Source organism: Streptomyces sp. NPDC016845, from assembly GCF_044332585.1.
In the GTDB taxonomy this organism is placed as follows: domain Bacteria; phylum Actinomycetota; class Actinomycetes; order Streptomycetales; family Streptomycetaceae; genus Streptomyces.
Genome location: NZ_JBIRPI010000039.1, coordinates 12,432 through 31,238 on the forward strand (window position 1 = coordinate 12,432; position 18,807 = coordinate 31,238).

General features: G+C 73.0%; 13 protein-coding genes and 1 pseudogene. 8 read left to right on the forward strand and 6 right to left on the reverse strand.

The features are described 5' to 3' along the window. The first annotated feature begins 62 nt into the window (after positions 1-62). The 4 genes from ACH4RC_RS40365 (at position 63) to ACH4RC_RS40380 (ending at position 8,111) form a co-directional block, all read left to right on the forward strand. Positions 63-761, forward strand: a complete 699-nt coding sequence (locus tag ACH4RC_RS40365) for a GntR family transcriptional regulator (protein ID WP_398209687.1) — start codon at positions 63-65, stop codon at positions 759-761. A gap of 68 nt (positions 762-829) precedes the next feature. After that, complete coding sequence (locus ACH4RC_RS40370) at positions 830-2,356, forward strand: hypothetical protein (protein WP_398209689.1); 1,527 nt, start codon at positions 830-832, stop codon at positions 2,354-2,356. A 127-nt stretch (positions 2,357-2,483) separates the two neighbouring features. Then, entirely contained in the window at positions 2,484-3,389 is a 906-nt protein-coding gene (locus ACH4RC_RS40375; RefSeq protein ID WP_398209691.1) for a hypothetical protein, read from the forward strand. Between the two features lie 72 nt (positions 3,390-3,461). Beyond that, positions 3,462-8,111 carry a hypothetical protein gene (locus ACH4RC_RS40380; protein WP_398209692.1) on the forward strand — a complete coding sequence of 1,550 codons (4,650 nt, stop codon included), beginning with the start codon at positions 3,462-3,464 and terminating at the stop codon, positions 8,109-8,111. 235 nt (positions 8,112-8,346) lie between these two features. Here ACH4RC_RS40380 and ACH4RC_RS40385 read toward each other — a convergent pair. Then, positions 8,347-8,893, reverse strand: a pseudogene (locus ACH4RC_RS40385) (glycine cleavage T C-terminal barrel domain-containing protein); the annotation flags it as partial. Between the two features lie 140 nt (positions 8,894-9,033). Beyond that, positions 9,034-9,456 (reverse strand): hypothetical protein, encoded by a 423-nt coding sequence (locus ACH4RC_RS40390; protein ID WP_398209719.1) that lies wholly within the window; start codon positions 9,454-9,456, stop codon positions 9,034-9,036. Positions 9,457-9,892: 436 nt separating this feature from the next. Between ACH4RC_RS40390 and ACH4RC_RS40395 the strand changes: the two genes are divergently transcribed. The 4 genes from ACH4RC_RS40395 (at position 9,893) to ACH4RC_RS40410 (ending at position 14,249) form a co-directional block, all read left to right on the forward strand. After that, entirely contained in the window at positions 9,893-12,655 is a 2,763-nt protein-coding gene (locus ACH4RC_RS40395; RefSeq protein ID WP_398209694.1) for a nitrate- and nitrite sensing domain-containing protein, read from the forward strand. Further along, on the forward strand, positions 12,652-13,089 hold the full coding sequence (locus ACH4RC_RS40400; RefSeq protein WP_398209695.1) for a roadblock/LC7 domain-containing protein: 438 nt from the start codon (positions 12,652-12,654) through the stop codon (positions 13,087-13,089). Before ACH4RC_RS40395 ends, ACH4RC_RS40400 begins: the two co-directional genes overlap by 4 nt. Positions 13,090-13,098: 9 nt before the next feature. After that, a complete protein-coding gene (locus tag ACH4RC_RS40405) occupies positions 13,099-13,503 on the forward strand; it encodes a DUF742 domain-containing protein (protein WP_398209697.1) in 405 nt (134 codons plus the stop codon). A 140-nt stretch (positions 13,504-13,643) separates the two neighbouring features. Next, entirely contained in the window at positions 13,644-14,249 is a 606-nt protein-coding gene (locus tag ACH4RC_RS40410) for a GTP-binding protein (RefSeq protein ID WP_398209699.1), read from the forward strand. 131 nt (positions 14,250-14,380) lie between these two features. Here the strand turns inward: ACH4RC_RS40410 and glpK are convergent, their stop codons facing one another. The 4 genes from glpK to ACH4RC_RS40430 all read right to left on the reverse strand — a co-directional run bounded on the left by glpK (position 14,381) and on the right by ACH4RC_RS40430 (position 18,755). After that, on the reverse strand, positions 14,381-15,910 hold the full coding sequence (gene glpK, locus ACH4RC_RS40415; RefSeq protein WP_398209701.1) for a glycerol kinase GlpK: 1,530 nt from the start codon (positions 15,908-15,910) through the stop codon (positions 14,381-14,383). 47 nt (positions 15,911-15,957) lie between these two features. Continuing rightward, positions 15,958-16,740 (reverse strand): MIP/aquaporin family protein, encoded by a 783-nt coding sequence (locus ACH4RC_RS40420; RefSeq protein ID WP_398209702.1) that lies wholly within the window; start codon positions 16,738-16,740, stop codon positions 15,958-15,960. Between the two features lie 349 nt (positions 16,741-17,089). After that, a complete protein-coding gene (locus ACH4RC_RS40425; RefSeq protein ID WP_398209704.1) occupies positions 17,090-18,280 on the reverse strand; it encodes a lipid-transfer protein in 1,191 nt (396 codons plus the stop codon). A 16-nt stretch (positions 18,281-18,296) separates the two neighbouring features. Next, a complete protein-coding gene (locus ACH4RC_RS40430) occupies positions 18,297-18,755 on the reverse strand; it encodes a Zn-ribbon domain-containing OB-fold protein (protein ID WP_398209706.1) in 459 nt (152 codons plus the stop codon). Positions 18,756-18,807 lie beyond the last annotated feature (52 nt).

Below are 18,807 nucleotides of genomic sequence, written 5' to 3' on the forward strand. Positions count from 1 at the left end.
TCGTTGAACGATCCCTCAATACCCATGTTGTTTCGTTCCTGTATCTGCGCTTGAATTCGGCCGTGGCCACGGAAGAACTGAACGCACTCGCCGACGACCGCGCGCTGCTCGGGCGCACCAGCACCGCCGAGCGCGTCGCGGACATCCTCAGGAGCCGCATAGCGGACGGTTTCTTCCCGCCCGGCACCCGGCTGTCGGAGGACAGCATCGGCGGCGCCCTCGGCGTCTCGCGCAACACCCTGCGCGAGGCGTTCCGGCTGCTCACGCACGAGCGGCTGCTCGAACACCGGCTCAACCGCGGCGTCTTCGTGCGCGTCCTGAGCGTCGACGACGTCGAGGACATCTACCGGATCCGGCGCATGATCGAGTGCGCCGTCGTCCGCTCCCTCGGCGAACCCCCGTACGCGCTCGACGGGGTGGCCGCCGCCGTCGCCGAGGGGCAGCGCGCCGCCAAGGCCCGCGAGTGGAAGGGCGTCTCGACCGCCAACATCCACTTCCACCGCGAACTCGTCGCTCTCGCGCGCAGCGAGCGCACCGACGAACTCATGCGCAGCGTCCTGGCCGAACTCCGCCTCGCCTTCCACGTCGTGGACGATCCGCGCCGCCTCCACGAGCCCTATCTCGCCCGAAACGTCCAGATCGTCCAGACGCTCCAGGAGGGCCGCAGGGACGACGCCGAGGGGCTGCTCGCCGCCTACCTCGACGACTCCCGCGACGGCCTCGTCGAGGTGTACGGGCAGCGGGTGCCGGCGGACCGGTAGGGGCCCGGGGCCGGGTCGCATCTGCGTCGTTTCGACCGTTGTCAGACCCAGCGCCTAGTCTGTGCTCCGTGACTTCGCCTGCCACCACGGAATCCGTTCCGCCCCAGCTCAGCGCGGGGCCGCGCCCCGCACTCGGGCCGGCCGCCGACGAGGGGCTCGCGCGGCGGCTGCGCGCGCTCGCCTGCACCGCGCCGCTGCACGATCTCGACGTGCGCAAGGCCAACCTGGCGGGCGAGTACTCGACGTACGGCATGGCCGAGGTGGCGCTCAGCGCGATCGACCTCGTCACGCTCAACATGGACTTCGACACGGGCGCCGACCACGAGCAGATAGTGGCTCGCCTGGTGCCCCGCATCGCCGCCCAGGCGCCCCGGCGGCCCACCGCCGAGCACGAGCGCGTCGCCCGCTGGGTCCTGGAGAACCTGATCAATGTCGGCTCCGTGGACCGCGGTTTCCGCGCCGTGTACGGCACGTTCGCGACGGACGGCTCCTATGTGCGGCGCGACTACGACTTCAAGCTGATCGAGGAGGTCCCGGGCCCCGGCGGCAGCGTCTACCTCCGGACCACCGACGAGGCCGTCAATGTGCTCGTCGGCGCCCTCGACACCGATGTCACCAGCGCGCAGATCGCCGCCGAGGTGAAGCTGGAGGTGCTGATCAGCCGCGGCCGGCTCGCCGACGCCCAGCTCGCCGCCGAGCAGGCGCGGTACCGGACCGTCCAGTACTCCGAGACGCTGCGCAAGGCGCTCGACGCCACGCGCCGCAATGTGCGCGCCGTCGACTGGCTGAAAGCCGTGCCCGACATGATCGCCGAGGCGCTCGACCACGTCGCCGACCGCTACCGCCACGAGAACGCGATCCTGACGAACATCCGCAAAGCCCGCGACGAGTCCGAGGACCCCGAGCAGAAGCGCCGCGCCGCCGAGCTCGTCGACATCGTCAAGGACTGCATCCGCCGCCATACGCAGCTGCAGTCCCGCCTCCTGGAGGCCGGGCCGCTCTTCCGCGCCGAACAGGACCGGCAGGCGTTCGCGACGCCCTCCGCGCGCGCGGGCCTCGACCTGTACGGGCAGCTCGTCGCGCCCCTGCTGCCGCTCCCGGTGCAGGACGCCCGCCGGGTGACCGACGCGTTCTTCGCACGCGGCACCGGACTGCGCACCCCCGTCTCCGTACGCGTCGGCGACCTCGTCGACATACTGCTGACCCCGCCGCAGGAGCGGGAGCACCTCGGCGCCGAGATGCCCGAGCCCGACCTCATCGCCACCCCGGACGACAGCCGGTTCAGCGAGGAGCAGCTCGCGAGCGCCAAGGAGCTGCTCGACCTGCCGGCGGACGCGCCGCGCCGTCTGTCGGGCCTCCTCGCCGAAGCCCGTAAGCGCGATCCCGAACTGCCCTACCTCGTCGCCCTGTTGGCGGTCCACGCGGCGAGCCCGCCTGTCGGCACCGCCTACCGCCAGGGCGAGGGCAAGCTGCTCTTCGCCGTGGACGACGGCACCGAACTCGACGATCGGGAGTTCGGCGGCGCCGACCTCATAGTCGGCACGGCCCTGCTCGACGCGGCAGGCATGGCGGCCGACCGTACGGAGGCCGCGTGATGTGCCGGCTGTACGGCGGCCGCGTGACGTACCGACCGCACGGGGGCCGCGTGACGTACCGACCGCACGGAGGCCGCGTGACGTACCGAGACGTGACCTGCCGAGACACGACCAAGGAGCACCGCCCGTGACCGAGTACCCCGACGACCACGCCGAGTGGGGCGATCCCGAGTCCGCGGGCGCGGGTGCGGGCGCGGTCAAGGCCCCCGCGCCGGTCACGCCCGCCGACGCCGCCGACGCGGCCCGGCTCGTCTCCTTCGGCCTCCAGCCCAAGCTCCAGCCCGCCCGCGACCAGGAGTACGGCGAACTGCTGCGCCGCTACCGCGAGGACCCGCCGTTCGCGCGCCTCGCCGACGCCGTCGCCACCGGCCTGGGCCTCGTCGTCCTGGAGGTCTCCCCGCGCGCGGGGATGGCCGTGACCGCAGCCGAGGACTCGCTCTTCGCCGTCCGCATGGGCGACTACGCCCGTCGTACCGCCGCCGACTCCACCGACCGCTTCCTGCACGGTCTCGCCCACCTCGCGGTCGCCGCGCTCGCCTTCCCGCGCCCCGAGGACCTCGCCGACGACGGCTACATCGGCCGCGTCAGCGTCAACGGCGTGGACGCGTTCGTCCGCCAGGCCTGCCGCAAGCTGGAGGAGCGCGCCGACGAACAGGGCGAGAACACCGACCCGGCCACCGACGCGCCGGGCCTCGAAGCGGCCTGGCGGATCTGGGCGCGGCGCAGCTCCACCGGCGCCACCAAGGACGCGCGCCGCCTCGCGGGCTCCACGACCGGCATCGTCGCCAAGGCCGTCGCGTTCCTCACGGACTCCGGGTTCCTGCAGAGAACCGGCGACGACGGCGGCGGCACCTACCGCACCACGGCCCGCTACCAGTTGCAGGTCCGCGACATGGCGGGCACCGCCGCCATGGCCGAACTCCTGGAGCTCGGTGTGGTCGCCGTGACCGACGGCTCCGCGAGCCTGCTGCCGCCGATGGACGAGGACGCGGCGGAACTGGTCGCGGACGCGGGGCTGCCGTTCCACTCCTGACAGTCCGACACCGACCGCCGTTCCCACCCTGACCGCCCCTTCGAACGTCCGTACCTACCACGAGAGTCCGCCATGTACGAGCTGTCCCGGGTTCGCCTCTACTCCATCGGGCCGGCCGGTGCGCGCTACGCCGACACCGTGCTCGACCTGCGGGGCGTGGGCGCGCCCGTGCCCCACCCCGCGCCCACCCAGGCGGAGTTCTTCGAGGACGAGCCCGTGGGCCCGCCGCGCCGCCCCGCGCCGGCCGGTGTGCTCTTCCTGGAGAACGGCGGCGGCAAGTCGGTCCTGCTCAAGCTGATCTTCTCGGTGATGCTGCCCGGCCACCGCAACACCCTCGGCGGCGCCAGCTCCGGCGTGCTGCGCAAGTTCCTCCTGGCCGACGACTGCGGACACGTCGCTCTGGAGTGGCAGCACACCCTCACCGGCGAGTGCGTCGTGGTCGGCAAGGCGAGCGAGTGGCGCGGACGGCAGGTCTCCAACGACCCGCGCAAGTTCGCCGAGGCCTGGTACTCGTTCCGGCCCGGCCCGGGGCTGAGCCTCGACTCGCTGCCCGTCGCCGAGTCGACCGCGGTACGGGCCGCCGTCGAGGGCGCCTCGGGCGCGCGAGGACGGCGCCGCACCATGAAGGGGTTCCGGGACGCGCTGACCGAGGCCGGGAAGGCGTACCCACACCTTGAGGTGAACTGGGAAGAGGGCCACGACCGGTGGAACGAACACCTCGGTGACCTCGGCCTCGACCCCGAACTCTTCCGCTATCAGCGCGAGATGAACGCCGACGAGGGCGAGGCCGCGGGCCTCTTCGCCGTCAAGAAGGACTCCGACTTCACCGATCTGCTGCTGCGCGCCGTCACCGACACCCGCGACACGGACGGCCTCGCCGACCTGGTCAGCGGCTTCGGCAACAAGCTGGGGCGGCGCGCCGAGCTGATCGCCGAGCGCGACTTCACCGCGGGCTCCGTCGACCTGCTCACCCGCATCGTCGAGGCCGCCGACACCCGGGCACGCGCGCGTGACGTCCACGCCGCCGCCGAGCGCCGCACCCGCACGCTCGCCCGCCGCCTCTCCGCGCGCGCGGGTGTCGAGCGCGGACGCGCCGCCGACCTCGCCCAGCAGGTCACCGCCGCCGCGCACACCGTCACCGAGGCCGAGACCGCGCGCGAGCGCAGCGCCCTCATCGCCGCCGAACTGGCCTACCGGCACGCCTCCCTCGCGCTCGCCGGGGCCGAGAAGGCCGCCGCCGCACAGAAGCGCGAACTCGCCGACGCCCGCACCCTGCACTCCGCCTGGCAGGCCGCCGAGGCCGTCCTGCGCCACCGCGCCGCCGCCGACCGCTCCACGCGCGTGGCCGCAGCCATCCGCGAGGCCGAGCGGGACGCGGCCCCCGCGCTCGCCGCCCGCGCCAAGGCCGCCGCCGAACTCGTCCGGGCCCTGCACGGCGCCGCCGAGAAGGCCGAGAGCCATGCCAGCGAGGAGGAGGAGCGCTCCGCCGTCCTCCAGGAGGCGGGCGAGACCGCGCACCGCGACGCGACCGCCGCCGCCACCGACGCCCAGCGCGCCCGCAGCGAACTCGGCCACCTACGCCAGCGCCTCACCGAGGTCGAGCAGGAGACCGCCGAGGCCGTCCGCGCGGGCTGGCTCGACGACAGCGCGCCCGACGCCGACCCGGCGCGCGCCGCGCTCGCCGCCTCCGACGCCGAGAAGACGACCGTCGCCGCCTGGGACACCGCCCGCGAGGCCGCCCGCCGCGCCACGGAGCACGCGCGCGAGGCCGCCTCGGTCGAGGCCCGCGCCGAGCTGACCGCCGCCCGTGCCGCCGACGCCGCGAACGCCGCCGAGCAGGCGTACCAGGCCGAGGAGCGCGCCGCTGCCGCCCTGGCCGGGGAGGAGCGGCTCGCCGAACTCCTCGGCGTGGACGGCCCGTTGGGCGGCATGAAGACGGCAGCCGACGGGGACCGCGCCGCCGACGCGCCGCTCACCCCCGAGGACCTCGACCGCGCCGCCGACGACCTCACGACCCTCCTCGACGACTCCGTCTCCGCCGCCGAGCGTCAGCTCTTCGAGCTGCGCACGGCCGCCGCCGACGACTCCCGCATCCTCGGCGCCCTCGGTGACGGCGGCCTGCTCCCGCCCGGCCCGGACGTCCTGGCCACCGTCGAGTACCTCGGCGAGCACGGCATCCCCGCCCTGCCCGGCTGGCGCTACCTCGCCCAGTCCGTCGCCCCGGTCGACCACGCGCGCGTCCTCGCCGCCCGCCCCGAACTGGTCGACGGCGTCATCATCACCGACCCCGCCTCCCACGCACGCGCGCGTGACGCCCTCGCGGGCGCCGCGCTACTGCCCCGCTCCGCCGTCGCCGTCGGCACCTCCGCCGCGCTGCTCGCCCCGACCCCGAGCGAGACCGCGTCCGGCGACGGCGTCTTCCTCGTGCCGCCGAACCCGGCCATGCACGACGAGCACGCCGCCGACGAGGAGCGCCAGGCCCTGCGCGCGCGTGCCGCCCGGCGCGACGAGGAGATCCGCACCCTCGCCGGACGTCTCGCCAAGGACCGCGAACTGGCCGCCCGGCTCAGCTCCTGGCGCGCGGGCTGCCCGGCAGGACGTCTCATCGAGCTCGCCACGGCCGCGGAGCAGGCCCGTACGTTCGCCGGGGAGGCCGAGGCCGAGCTGGCCGAGGCCCGCACCGTGCGCGCCGAGGCCGACGAGGCCGCCGCCGAGGCGACCCGCGTGCGCGACGAGCGGCAGGAGGCGGCCCAGCGCGCCCGGCGCACCGCCGACGCCCTCGCCGGACTCGCCTACCGGCTGCGCGAGCGCGCCGCCTGGCAGGCCAAGGTCCGCGAACTCGCCGACGAGGCCGTCGAGTCGGAGGCCCGCGCCCAGGTCTGCCTGGAGGCCGCCCGCGCCGCCGACGAGGACCGGCGCTCCGCCCAGCGCTCCGCCGACGACACCCGCCGCACCGCCCGCGCGCTGCGCGCCGAGCGCGCCGAGATCGCGGGCGCCCCCGACGACGTGCCCGAGGGTGCGGCGCCCATGGCGTCGCTGCCCGCCCTGCGCGAGGCGTACCGCGCCGCGTCGCAGCTCTACGAGAAGGTCGGCGTCGGCGCCGATCTCCGCGCCGAGCAGGCCCGCGCCGAGAGCGACGAGTCCGCGGCCCTCACCGAGCTGGGCCGGCTCAGCAACAAGGTGCGCACCCGCGCCGCCGCCCTCCTCGAATCACCCGACGGCTCCGACGGCCCGTCCCGGCAGGCCGCGGCGGCCCGCGCCGAAGAGCTCGTCCAGCTCCTGGAGACCCGCGCCTCCACCGCCAGCGAACAGCTCGGCCGCCTGCGCGGCGAGGCCGAGCGGCACGCGCCGCAGGACGGCGAGGCCCACACCGAACTGCCCGAGGACCTCGTCCCGGCCGACGCCGAGCAGGCGGGCGCCCTGCTGCGCACCGTCACCACCGAACTGGCCGCGCGCACCGACTCGTTGAGCACCGCGCGCGCCGCCCACAGCGAACTCCTCGACGCCCACCGCGCCGCCGAGGACGGCACCGGCGGCTTCGACGAGACGGCCGCACTCCTGCGCGACCTCCTGCGCGACCACACCGACGGCGAGGACCAGGGCGAGCCGGAGCCCTACCCGGGCACCCTGGAGGAGGCCCGGACCGCCGCCGCCGAGACCCGCCGCTCGCTGCGTGGCTGCGCCGCCGACCTGTCCGCCGCCGAGACCGCCGTCCGCGAGGCGAGCGACATCCTCGTACGGCACGCGAACTCCACCCGCTACGAGCAGGTGCGCACGCCCGCGCGGCAGCAGATCCGGGAGCTGCCCGCGTCCGCGCTGCCCGAGCACGCGCAGCGCTGGGCGGACGCGTTCGCACCCAGGCTGCGCGTCCTGACCGACGAACTGGCGCAGCTGGAGCGCAACCGGGACTCGATCGTGGACCGGCTGCGCGGCCTCGTCGAGTCCTCGCTGGCCACCCTCCGCTCGGCGCAGCGCCTGTCCCGCCTCCCGGAGGGGCTCGGCGAGTGGTCGGGCCAGGAGTTCCTGCGGATCCGGTTCGAGGAGCCCGACCAGGCCACGCTCACCGAACGCCTCGGCGAGGTCATCGACGACGCCACGCGCGCGGCCGTGAAGAAGAACTCCGACATGCGGCGCGACGGCATGTCCCTGCTGCTGCGCGGCGTCGGCGCCGCCCTGGAGCCCAAGGGCGTCGCCGTCGAGATCCTCAAGCCCGACGCCGTGCTGCGCGCCGAGCGGGTGCCCGTCGGACAGATGGGCGACGTGTTCTCCGGCGGCCAGCTGCTCACCGCCGCCATCGCCCTGTACTGCACGATGGCCGCGCTGCGCTCGAACGACCGGGGCCGCGACAAGCACCGCCACGCGGGCACCCTGTTCCTCGACAACCCCATCGGCCGCGCCAACGCCACCTACCTCCTGGAGCTCCAGCGCGCCGTCTCCGACGCGCTCGGCGTCCAGCTCCTCTACACCACCGGCCTCTTCGACACGACCGCCCTCGCCGAGTTCCCGCTCGTCATCCGTCTGCGCAACGACGCGGACCTGCGGGCGGGCCTGAAGTACATCAGCGTCGAGGAGCACCTGCGTCCGGGGCTTCCGCAGCAAGGTCCGGAGGGGGAGACGGTGCACGGCGAGATCACGGCGACCCGGATGTTCAAGCGCCCGGAGGAACGCGCCGAACCCACGGTGCCCGCCGCCCGCGCCGAGCAGGCGACCCAGGAGGCGTGAACAATTACCAGGCGGCGGCGCCTAGTTGGTCCCTGACCCACTGGTGGAAGATCGGACCGGGTGATCAGGACCCGCTCGCGGCCGATCTGGGCCGTGCGAGTCCGGTCGGCCGATCATGACACCGCCGCACAGGATGGTGCGCGGCGGCGCTGCCCATGCCGCCGAGACCGATGACGATCACGTCGTGGGCGGGGGACAAGGGCGGGCCTCCGGGCGGTGCGAGCGAGGGCGGTCGCTTACGGATACGGGTCGTCTTCGGGTCGAAGAGCGGCTCGTCGTCGACGGTCGCGGGCAGCCGCTCGCCGAAGTACTCGATGTGCGCGGCGGTTCCGGCCGGGTGCGGTGCCGGTGTCTCCAGCCGGGCGTACGCGACGCAGCGGCCGAGGGTGTAGCCGTACGCGGCGCTCGTGACGTATCCCGACGGCGCACCGCGCACGAGAACCGGCTCCTTGCCGAGGACGACGGTGGACGGATCGTCGAGGAGGAGCGGCGTGAGGCGGCGGGCCGGGGCGGCGGGTGTTCCAGCGCCGCACGGCCGACGAAGTCACCGTGGCCCATCCGCACGGCGAGCCGAGCCCCGGCTCGTACGGCGAGCCGAGCCCCGGCTCGTACGGGGCGTGTTCCTCGGTCATGTCTACGCCCCAGGCGCGATACCCCTTCTCCAGGCGCAGACTGTTGAATGCCGAGCGGCCCGCCGCGACGACGCCGGACTCCCGCCCGGCCTCCCACAGCGTGTCCCAAAGGCGAAGGCCCAGGTAGGCGGTGGTGTACAGCTCCAAGCCGCCGCCCTCGAGGAAGTACGCGCCGAGTTCCCGCTGCCGTGCGTGGAAGGGGCTGACGCGCAACGGGCGCGGCCGGTCAATCAACCGGCGTGCCGACCGACTTGCCGGCTCGGCCTCGTGCCCACGTGTGCTTCACGTGCTCATGTGTGCTTCAGCTGACCGGCGCCACCGGTCCGCCGTATGCCCTCGGGCGCCCGCCGCCCCGCCCGCCGGGCCTGCCGCCGCTCCTTGCGCAGCTGGCGGGCCGTGCTGGCCGGGGCCGAGACGACGCCGTGGCGCTGGTACCAGACCTGGCGCGTGACCCAGACGTCGAGCACGCTCCACGTCGCCACGACCGTGCTGGCCACGCTGCTGAGCACCATGGGGAAGGCCAGCCAGGAGTCGGCGAGCGTGCACAGGAAGGCGACCATCGCCTGGATCAACGTCACCGAGCTGATGAGGACGGCCCGCACCGCCGCCGTACGGACCGGATCGGGCATCCGGCGCCGCTTCGCCGGCTCCTCGACCCACAACTCCCGCCGCTCCGCCGTCTCCGCCACCACGTCACTCCCCACCGCTCTCAGGCATTGCCTGTGACACCTCGCTCCGGTGCCCCCGCACCGGACGCCTGCACAGTGAGTGCCCGGACAGCTCCGCTTCACGCCACCTCCCGGTGTGCGCTTCGCGCCCCCGTACACCCCCCGTACATCCTGCAAGAAAGACGAACGGCCGCCCACAAAGATTCCCGTTCCGGACAACTGACCCGAAGTCGAAAGAGGAACCGAAGAATTCCGGCCAACTGCCTGTCACAGTCGTCCGACAGTCGAAGGCGCCGCCAAACGGAATCCCGGGATGCAATCTCCCCCAATGCCCGGACAACTCGGGGCGCCCGCGCCACATGGGGATCGGACAGCATTCGGACAGGCCTTCGAGTTGCTCGTGTCTCAGTAGTAGGCTCGCGCCGTTTGTTGACGCACATGTGTGCCCCTGACGAGCCATGGGGGCGATCTGGGGGAGGCCATGCGCTTTCGCGGGAAGTCCATCCGCCGGAAGATCGTGGCGTTGTTGCTGGTGCCGCTCCTGTCCCTCACCGCGATCTGGGCTTTCGCCTCGGTGATCACCGGACGCGCCGCCATGCAACTGCTCTCGGCGGGCAACGCCGCCGATGTCATCGGCTATCCGCTGGTCGACACCAGCCGAGCCCTCCAGGACGAACGCCGGCAGACCCTCGTCTACCTCGCCGACCCCCGCGCCTCCGAGGCCCAGTCCGAACTGCGGACCCGCCGCAGCGCCGCCGACGAGCGGATCTCCACGATCAAGCGCAAGGCCGACGACGCGGGTCTCCGCGACGATCTGAACGGTGACGCGCGCGGCGCCCTGGACGCCGCCGTCGAGGGCTTCGAAGGCATCGAGTCCCTGCGCAGGAACGTGGACGAAGGAACCGTCACGCGCGCGCAGGCGCTCGACTTCTACACCCGCCTGATCGAGCCGACGGACCGCTTCCTCCTCCACCTCACCGCTCTCGACGACTCCGAGGTGGAGAGCCAGGGACGCGCCGTCGCCGGTGTCATCGAGGCCCGCGAACTGCTGTCGCGCGAGGACGCGGTGGTCGGCTCCGGCCTGGTCGCCGGCCACCTCACCCAGCAGGAACTGCGCCAGGTCTCCGACCTCGTGGCGCAGCGCACGCTCCTGTACGACACCCACCTCGCCCTGCTGCCCGCCGACGAACGCGCCCGGTACCAGCGCTACTGGCGCAGCCCCGACACCAACCCGCTGCGCACCGCCGAGAACGCCCTCGTCACCGGGGCGCCCGGCACCCCGAGGGGCGTCACCTCCGCCACCTGGGACAAGGCCGCGAGCCAGGTCCTCGGCGAACTCACCGAGCGCGACACCGCCGCCGCGAAGCGCTACCAGGACCGCGCCGAACCGATCGCCGTCAAGGTCTTCGTCCGGGCCGGCCTCGCCGGGGTCCTCGGCCTCCTCGCCCTGCTCGTCTCCCTCTTCATGTCCGTCCGCGTCGGCCGTGGCCTCGTACGCGACCTGCGCCGTCTGCGCCTGGAGGCCCACGAGGCGTCCGGCGTCCGGCTGCCGGGCGTGATGCGCCGCCTCGCCGCGGGCGAGACCGTCGACGTGGAGACCGAGTCCCCGCGCCTGGAGTACGACAAGGACGAGATCGGCCAGGTCGGCCAGGCGCTCAACACACTGCAGCGCTCCGCCGTCGAGGCGGCCGTCAAGCAGGCCGAGTTGCGGCGCGGCGTCTCCGAGGTCTTCGTCAACCTCGCCCGCCGCAGCCAGGTCCTCCTCCACAAGCAGCTGACCCTGCTCGACGCCATGGAGCGCAGGACCGACGACACCGACGAGCTCGCCGACCTGTTCCGCCTCGACCACCTGACCACCCGCATGCGCCGCCACGCCGAGGGGCTCGTGATCCTCTCCGGCGCCGCGCCGTCCCGCCAGTGGCGCAAGCCCGTGCAGCTCATGGACATCGTGCGGGCCTCCGTCGCCGAGGTCGAGGACTACGAGCGCATCGAGGTACGGCGGCTGCCGCGGATCGCGGTGACCGGGCCCGCCGTCGCCGACCTCACCCACCTGGTGGCCGAACTCCTGGAGAACGCCACGGTGTTCTCGCCCCCGCACACCGCCGTCCAGGTCCTCGGTGAACGCGTCGCCAACGGCTTCACCCTGGAGATCCACGACCGCGGACTCGGCATGACCGCGGACGCCCTCCTCGACGCCAACCTGCGCCTCGCGGAGACCCCGGAGTTCGAACTCTCCGACACCGACCGGCTCGGCCTCTTCGTCGTCAGCCGCCTCGCCCAGCGGCAGAACGTCCGCGTCTCCCTGCAGCCGTCCCCGTACGGGGGCACCACCGCGGTCGTCTTCATCCCGGACGCGCTGCTCACGGACGCCCCCGACACCGAGGGCGCCGGGTTCCGCCTCGACCGGCCCGAGGGGACACGCCACGCGCCGCTGCCCGGCCTCGGCACCTCCGACGGTCTGCCCGGCCTTCCGGCCTCCGTGCTCGGCGGGCCCGTCGAGCTGGACAGCCCCATCACCCTGGAGGCGCCGCCGGTCACCTCCGACACGACCGTCTTCCCCGGCGCGCTCGGCGACGAGGACAGCGAACGCGGCGCCTTGTTCCGGCCCCGCCGCCCGGTCGCCGGTCTCCCCGGCGAACAGCACCAGCAGGCCGACGAGCCGACGGCCGCCGGGAGCGGCCGTGACGGCGGCCGTGACGCGCTCCCGGAGGGCCTGGTGCCCCTGCCGCGCCGCCGCGCCCCCAAGCTCGTCAGCTCGCACGGCAGGCCCGTCGCCCGGCCCCGGCCCGCCGCCCTCGACCGGGGCGGTGCCACGGAGCCGGGGGAGCGTCACGACCGGGACGGCGCCGACGGGCCGCGCGGCCTCGCACCGATGCCGCCTGCCGACCTCCCGCGCAGGCGCGCGCGTGCCGTCGAGGCCGGCGCGCAGACCGAAGCCGCCGGGGGCGCCGCGCCCGAGCGGCCCGACGCCACGCTCGGGGGCCTCCCCAAGCGCGTACGGCAGGCGAACCTGGCACCGCAGTTGAAGGACGGGCCCGACCTGCGCGCCGACCGCGCGAAGGCCCGCGACGAGACCGTCTCCGCATCGCCGGCCGACCGTGACGCCGACGAGGTACGCAGCCGGATGGCCTCGCTCCAGCGTGGCTGGCAGCGCGGCCGCGAAGAGAACGCAGAGAACGCCGGGAGCGCCGACCGCGCCGACGGCACAGCACAGGGAACGACTTCTGAGGGGGACGGTCGATGACCGCACCGAAGGCCACCGCGCAGACCACGAACGGTGGATCGAGGGAGCTCAACTGGCTCCTCGACGACCTGGTCGAGCGCGTCGCCAGCATCCGCAAGGCGCTCGTGCTCTCCGGGGACGGACTGCCGACAGGGGTCTCCAAAGACCTCAGCAGGGAGGACAGCGAACATCTCGCAGCCGTCGCCTCCGGTTTCCACAGCCTCGCCAAGGGCGTCGGACGCCACTTCGACGCGGGCGGCGTCCGCCAGACCGTCGTCGAGCTCGACGAGGCGTTCCTGTTCGTCACCGCCGCCGGTGACGGCAGCTGCCTCGCCGTCCTGTCCGACGCGGACTCCGATGTCGGCCTTGTCGCCTACGAGATGACTCTGCTGGTCAAGCGGGTGGGCGCACATCTGGGTACGGCTCCCCGCACGGACAAGACCGCTGGAGGGTAGTGGGTCGGCATGAGCGCAGACGGTGAGGAGACGCAGGAGACGCAGGCCTGGTTCGACGACGAGGCCGGGCCCGTCGTCCGTCCGTACGCCATGACACGCGGCCGCACCAGCAGCGCGGCCCAGCATCGTCTCGACCTGATCGCGGTCGTCGTCGCGGAGTCCCGTGACGACGACCCGGTCGCCGACCAGACCCTGTCGCCGGAGCACGTCGACATCGTCGGGCTCTGCCAGGACGCCCCGCAGTCGGTCGCCGAGCTCGCCGCGGAACTCGATCTGCCGGTCGGCGTGGTCCGCGTCCTCATCGGCGACCTCGTCGACGACGAACTGGTCCACGTCAGCCGTCCCGTGCCGCCCGCGGAGCTGCCCGACGAATCCATTCTGCGCGACGTCATCGACGGCCTCAGAGCCTTGTGAGGCCCTTGGCCCCTGTAGGACCTTGGCCCCTGTGAGGCCCTCGGCCCCTGTGAGGCCCTTGGCCCCTGAAGGCCCTCGGCCCTCTGGGACGGCGAGCACAGCACTCAGCGACATCAGTAGTGAGGCAGGAGAGACAACCCATGATCTTCGGGCGATCCGAGCGCGGCAGGGGCCCCGTCGAGCCCGTCACGCTCAAGATCCTGGTGGCCGGCGGCTTCGGCGTGGGCAAGACCACGCTGGTCGGCGCGGTCAGCGAGATCAGGCCCTTACGCACGGAAGAGATGCTGAGCGAGGCAGGGCGGCCCGTCGACGACATCCAGGGCGTGGAGGGCAAGCACACCACCACGGTCGCCATGGACTTCGGCCGCATCACGCTCCGACAGGACCTCGTCCTGTACCTCTTCGGCACCCCGGGACAGGACCGCTTCTGGTTCCTGTGGGACGAGCTGGCCACCGGGGCGCTCGGCGCCGTCGTCCTCGCGGACACCCGCCGCCTGGAGGACTGTTTCGCCGCCGTCGACTACTTCGAGCGGCGCTCCATCCCCTTCGTGATCGGCGTCAACTGCTTCGACGGGGCCGCCCGTTATCCCGCCGACTCGGTGCGGCAGGCGCTCGACCTGGACGACAGCGTCCCCGTCGTCCTGTGCGACGCCCGGGAGAAGGGCTCCGTGAAGGACGTCCTGGTCCGTGTCGTCGAGCACGCCGCCGACGCGGCCGCCCGACGCCGGCAGCCCGCGGTGACCTGATTCCTACGGTGCGGCACGCGCGCGTAGGACGTTTTCCGCCGCTACGCGCGCGTGCTTCTTCACCGGTGCCCGCTCCGTGCCCGCTCCGTGCCCGCTCCGCGCCTGCTCCGTGACTGCTGCCGTGCCCGCTCTCAGGCTTTGCCGGGGCCTTCCTCCTCGTGCCAGCCGAAGCTCTTCTCCACCGCCTTGCGCCAGTTGTGGTACTCGCCGTCCCGGGTCCGCTCGTCCATCGACGGGGTCCACTCGGCGTCACGCTGCCAGTGGGCCTTCAGCTGGTCCAGGTCGTTCCACACGCCCGTCGCCAGCCCGGCGGCGTACGCGGCGCCCAGGCACGTCGTCTCGGACACCCTGGGCCGGATCACGGGCACCCCGAGCACGTCCGCCTGGTGCTGCATCAGGAGGTTGTTCTTCGTCATGCCGCCGTCGACCTTCAGGGTGGTGATCCGCACCCCGGAGTCCTGGTACATGGCGTCGACGACCTCGCGGGTCTGCCAGCTCACCGCCTCCAGGACGGCGCGGGCCAGGTGCGCCTTGGTGACGTACCGGGTCAGGCCCGTGACGACACCGCGCGCGTCTGAGCGCCAGTACGGCGCGAACAGGCCGGAGAACGCCGGCACGATGTACGCCCCGCCGTTGTCGTCGACGCTCGCCGCCAGGGTCTCGATCTCGTCGGCGCTCTTGATGATGCCGAGCTGGTCACGGAACCACTGCACCAGGGCGCCGGTGATCGCGATGGCCCCCTCCAGGCAGTACACCGGCGCCTCGGAGCCGATCTTGTAGCCCATGGTGGTGAGCAGCCCGTTCTTCGAGGGGACCGGCCGGTTCCCCGTGTTGAGCAGCAGGAAGCTGCCCGTCCCGTACGTGTTCTTCGCCGTCCCCGTGTCGTAGCAGGCCTGCCCGAAGACGGCCGCCTGCTGATCGCCGAGCGCGGAGGCGACCGGCACCCCGGAGAGCTGCCCGACCGCCGTGCCGTAGACCTCGGCCGATGAACGGATCTCCGGAAGCACCGCCTCCGGCACGTTCATCGCCGACAGGATCGTCGGATCCCATTGCAGGGTCTCCAGGTTCATCAGCATGGTGCGCCCGGCATTGGTGACGTCCGTGACGTGGACGCCGCCGTCGGTGCCGCCCGTCAGGTTCCAGATCAGCCACGAGTCCATCGTGCCGAACGCGATCTCGCCGCGCTCCGCGCGCGCCCGCAGGCCCGGCACGTTGTCGAGCAGCCAGGCCGCTTTCGGCCCGGAGAAGTAGCTGGCCAGCGGGAGCCCCGTCTGCTCGCGGAACCGGTCCTGGCCGTCCGTGCCGCCCAGTTCCTTGCAGAGCGCCGAGGTCCGCGTGTCCTGCCACACGATCGCGTTGTGCACGGGCTTGCCGGTCGCCCGGTCCCACAGGACCGTCGTCTCACGCTGGTTGGTGATGCCGAGCGCGCTCAGCTGATCGGGGCGCAGGCTCGCCTTGGCGATCGCGCCCGCCACCACGGCCTGGACCTTGGACCAGATCTCGGTGGCGTCGTGCTCCACCCAGCCCGGCTTCGGGAAGATCTGACGGTGCTCGCGCTGGTCGACGGCGACGATCCCGCCGTCCTGGTCGAAGATGATGCAACGGCTCGACGTGGTGCCCTGGTCGATGGCGGCGACGTACTTCACGGAGTTGTCGGGCATGGCTACCCCTTCCTGAGAAGACGGCGTGCGTACGAGTGGTGACGTGCTCAGAACGCTGCGTTGTAGATGAGCCCCGCCAGCGCCCCGCCGATGAGCGGTCCGACCACCGGAACGAGGGCGTAACCCCAGTCGGAGGTGCCCTTGTTCGGAATGGGCAGGAACTGGTGGACGATGCGTGGCCCCAGGTCACGGGCCGGGTTGATCGCGTAGCCCGTGGGACCGCCGAGCGACAGGCCGATGCCGACGACGACCAGCGACACGAGCAGCACCGTCATGCCGGACTCGCCCAGGCCCTCGGTCAGACCGAACGCGAGGACGGGCAGGACCAGACCGATCGTGGCGATGATCTCCGTGATCAGGTTGGCGACCGGGTTCCGGATCTCGGGGATCGTGGAGAAGATTCCGAGCGTGGGCACCGGGCCGCCCGCGTCGGCGGCGGGGGCCGCCGATTCCTCCGTACTCGTCTCCGGTGTCCTCGCAGGGGCGCTCACATTGGCGTTGAACTGCGCGAGGTACACCAGGTACGCGAGGACGGCGCCCAGCATCGCCCCGACCATCTGGCCGCACAGATAGACCCAGACCTTGTCCCACTTGCCGGTGTCGACGGCGATGCCGAGGGTGACGGCGGGGTTGAGATGCCCGCCCGAGAGCGGCGCGGCCGTGTACGCCCCCGCGAGGACCCCGAAGCCCCAGCCGAACGCGATGACGATCCACCCGGACGCCTTCGCCTTGGAGTACTTGAGCGTGACGGCGGCGCAGACGCCCGCGCCGAACAGGATCAGGATGGCGGTGCCGATGACCTCGCCTACGAAGATGTCTCCATTGCTCATGGCGGCTCCTAGGCCCTCGCCCGGGGCCCTTGCCCCGGTCCTCCGTGCAGGGTGCGTATCCCATGGCTGGTTCCGGCGACTTCGGCCGACGGCGGAGCGTCCCGCGCCCCGCCCGGCGTCCGTGACAAGCGTGCCCGCACTGCCGCCGAGCGTGGGGGAGCGGCCCGTGGACGAAGGGCCGACATGCGGCGATGCCGACTGACACCGGAAGTGTTCACCGGCCGTACTGGAGCGTCAAGGTCGCGGACGGCAACGGTTGAGGGGAGGGCGGCACGCCTCAATTCCCGCCACACAAACGGAGTTTGAGGTACGAGGCGTTACGAGGACCAGAGCTGGAGCGCGCGGTGGATCAGCGGACGACGACGACCGCCGACCCGTGCCCGAACAACCCCTGGTTCGCGGTGATGCCGACCCGGGCCCCCGCCACCTGCCGCGCCCCGGCCTCCCCGCGCAACTGCCACGTCAGCTCGCAGACCTGCGCGATCGCCTGGGCCGGAACGGCCTCCCCGAAAGAGGCGAGACCACCGCTGACGTTCACCGGTATGCGGCCGCCGGGTGCCGTCGCGCCCTCGCGGAGCAGCTTGGCCCCCTCGCCCTCGCCGCACAGCCCGAGATCCTCGTACCACTGCAGTTCGAGCGCCGTGGACAGGTCGTAGACCTCGGCGAGCGACAGGTCACGGGGCCCGATCCCCGCCTCCTCGTAGGCGGCACGCGCGATGGAGGCCCGGAAGCCCGGCCCCTCCGGTGCGACGCCCGCCGCCGAGTCCGTGGCGATGTCGGGCAGGTCGAGCACGGTGGCCGGATACGTCGGCGTCACCGTGGAGACCGCCCGGACCCGGACCGGCGCCGTGACCCCGTGCCGGCGCGCGAACTCCATACTGGCCAGCACGAGGGCCGCGCCCCCGTCCGAGGTCGCGCAGATGTCGAGCAGACGCAGCGGATCGGCCACGACCGCGGACGCGGCGACCTCCTCGGCCGTGACCGCCGTGCGGTAGCGCGCGTGCGGATTGAGCGCACCACAGGCCGCGTTCTTCACCTTGACCTGCGCGAAGTCCTCCAGCGTGTCCCCGTGCACGGCCATGCGGCGCCGTGCGTAGAGCCCGAAGTACGTCGGGTTCGTCGCCCCGAGCACCCGGAAGCGCAGCCAGTCCGGGTCGTCGGGCCGCTCCCCGCCCGCCGGACGGAAGAAGCCCTTGGGCGCGGCGTCCGCCCCCACCACGAGGACGACCTCGGCGAGCCCCGCGAGAATCTGCGCCCGCGCCGCATCGACCGCCTGCGCCCCGGACGCGCACGCCGCGTACACGCTGGTGACCCGGGCACCCTGCCACCCGAGCGCCTTGGCGAACGTCGCCCCCGCCACATGGCCCGGATAACCGCCGCGCACGGTGTCCGCACCGACCACCGAATCCACGTCCCGCCACTCCACGCGCGCGTCGGCGAGAGCCGCCCGCGCCGCCGCCACCCCGTACTCGACGAAACTCCGCCCCCACTTGCCCCAGGGGTGCATGCCCGCGCCGAGCACCGCCACGTCCCCCGTCATCCCGCCACCACCCCCGTCATCCCGCCACGCCCGTCGGTCGCCAGTGCCACGTCGTGAACGCCGTACCCGTCTCGTCGTCCCCCTCCTCGCCGAGCACGCCCGGTACGAGCTCCACCTCCATGCCGACCTCCAGATCGGCCACAGAGACCCCCGGCGCCCCCTGACCGAGCACCACGAGTCGCTCTGCCGCGAGCTCCACAGCGATCAACGTGCAAGGCCGCCACGGAAGTTCCCGGTCCGAGACGTACGGTTCGGGCGGCCGGTACCGCGCATCGGTGTACGACCACACCCGGCCCCGCCGCGACAGCGGCACCTCGACCAGCTCACCGCCCGCGCACCGCGGGTTGCGGCACGCCGAGTCCTCACGCGGGAAGAACACCGAGGCACAGGCCGAGCACCGCGTGCCCAGCAGACAGAAGTCGCGTCCTTCCCCGGCGAACCAATCGGCGACGACAGGTGTACGCGCTCGCGTCACGGCGCCTCCCCGGCTGTGGATCTGACGGAACGTCAGAAGTGTGCCATGGTCG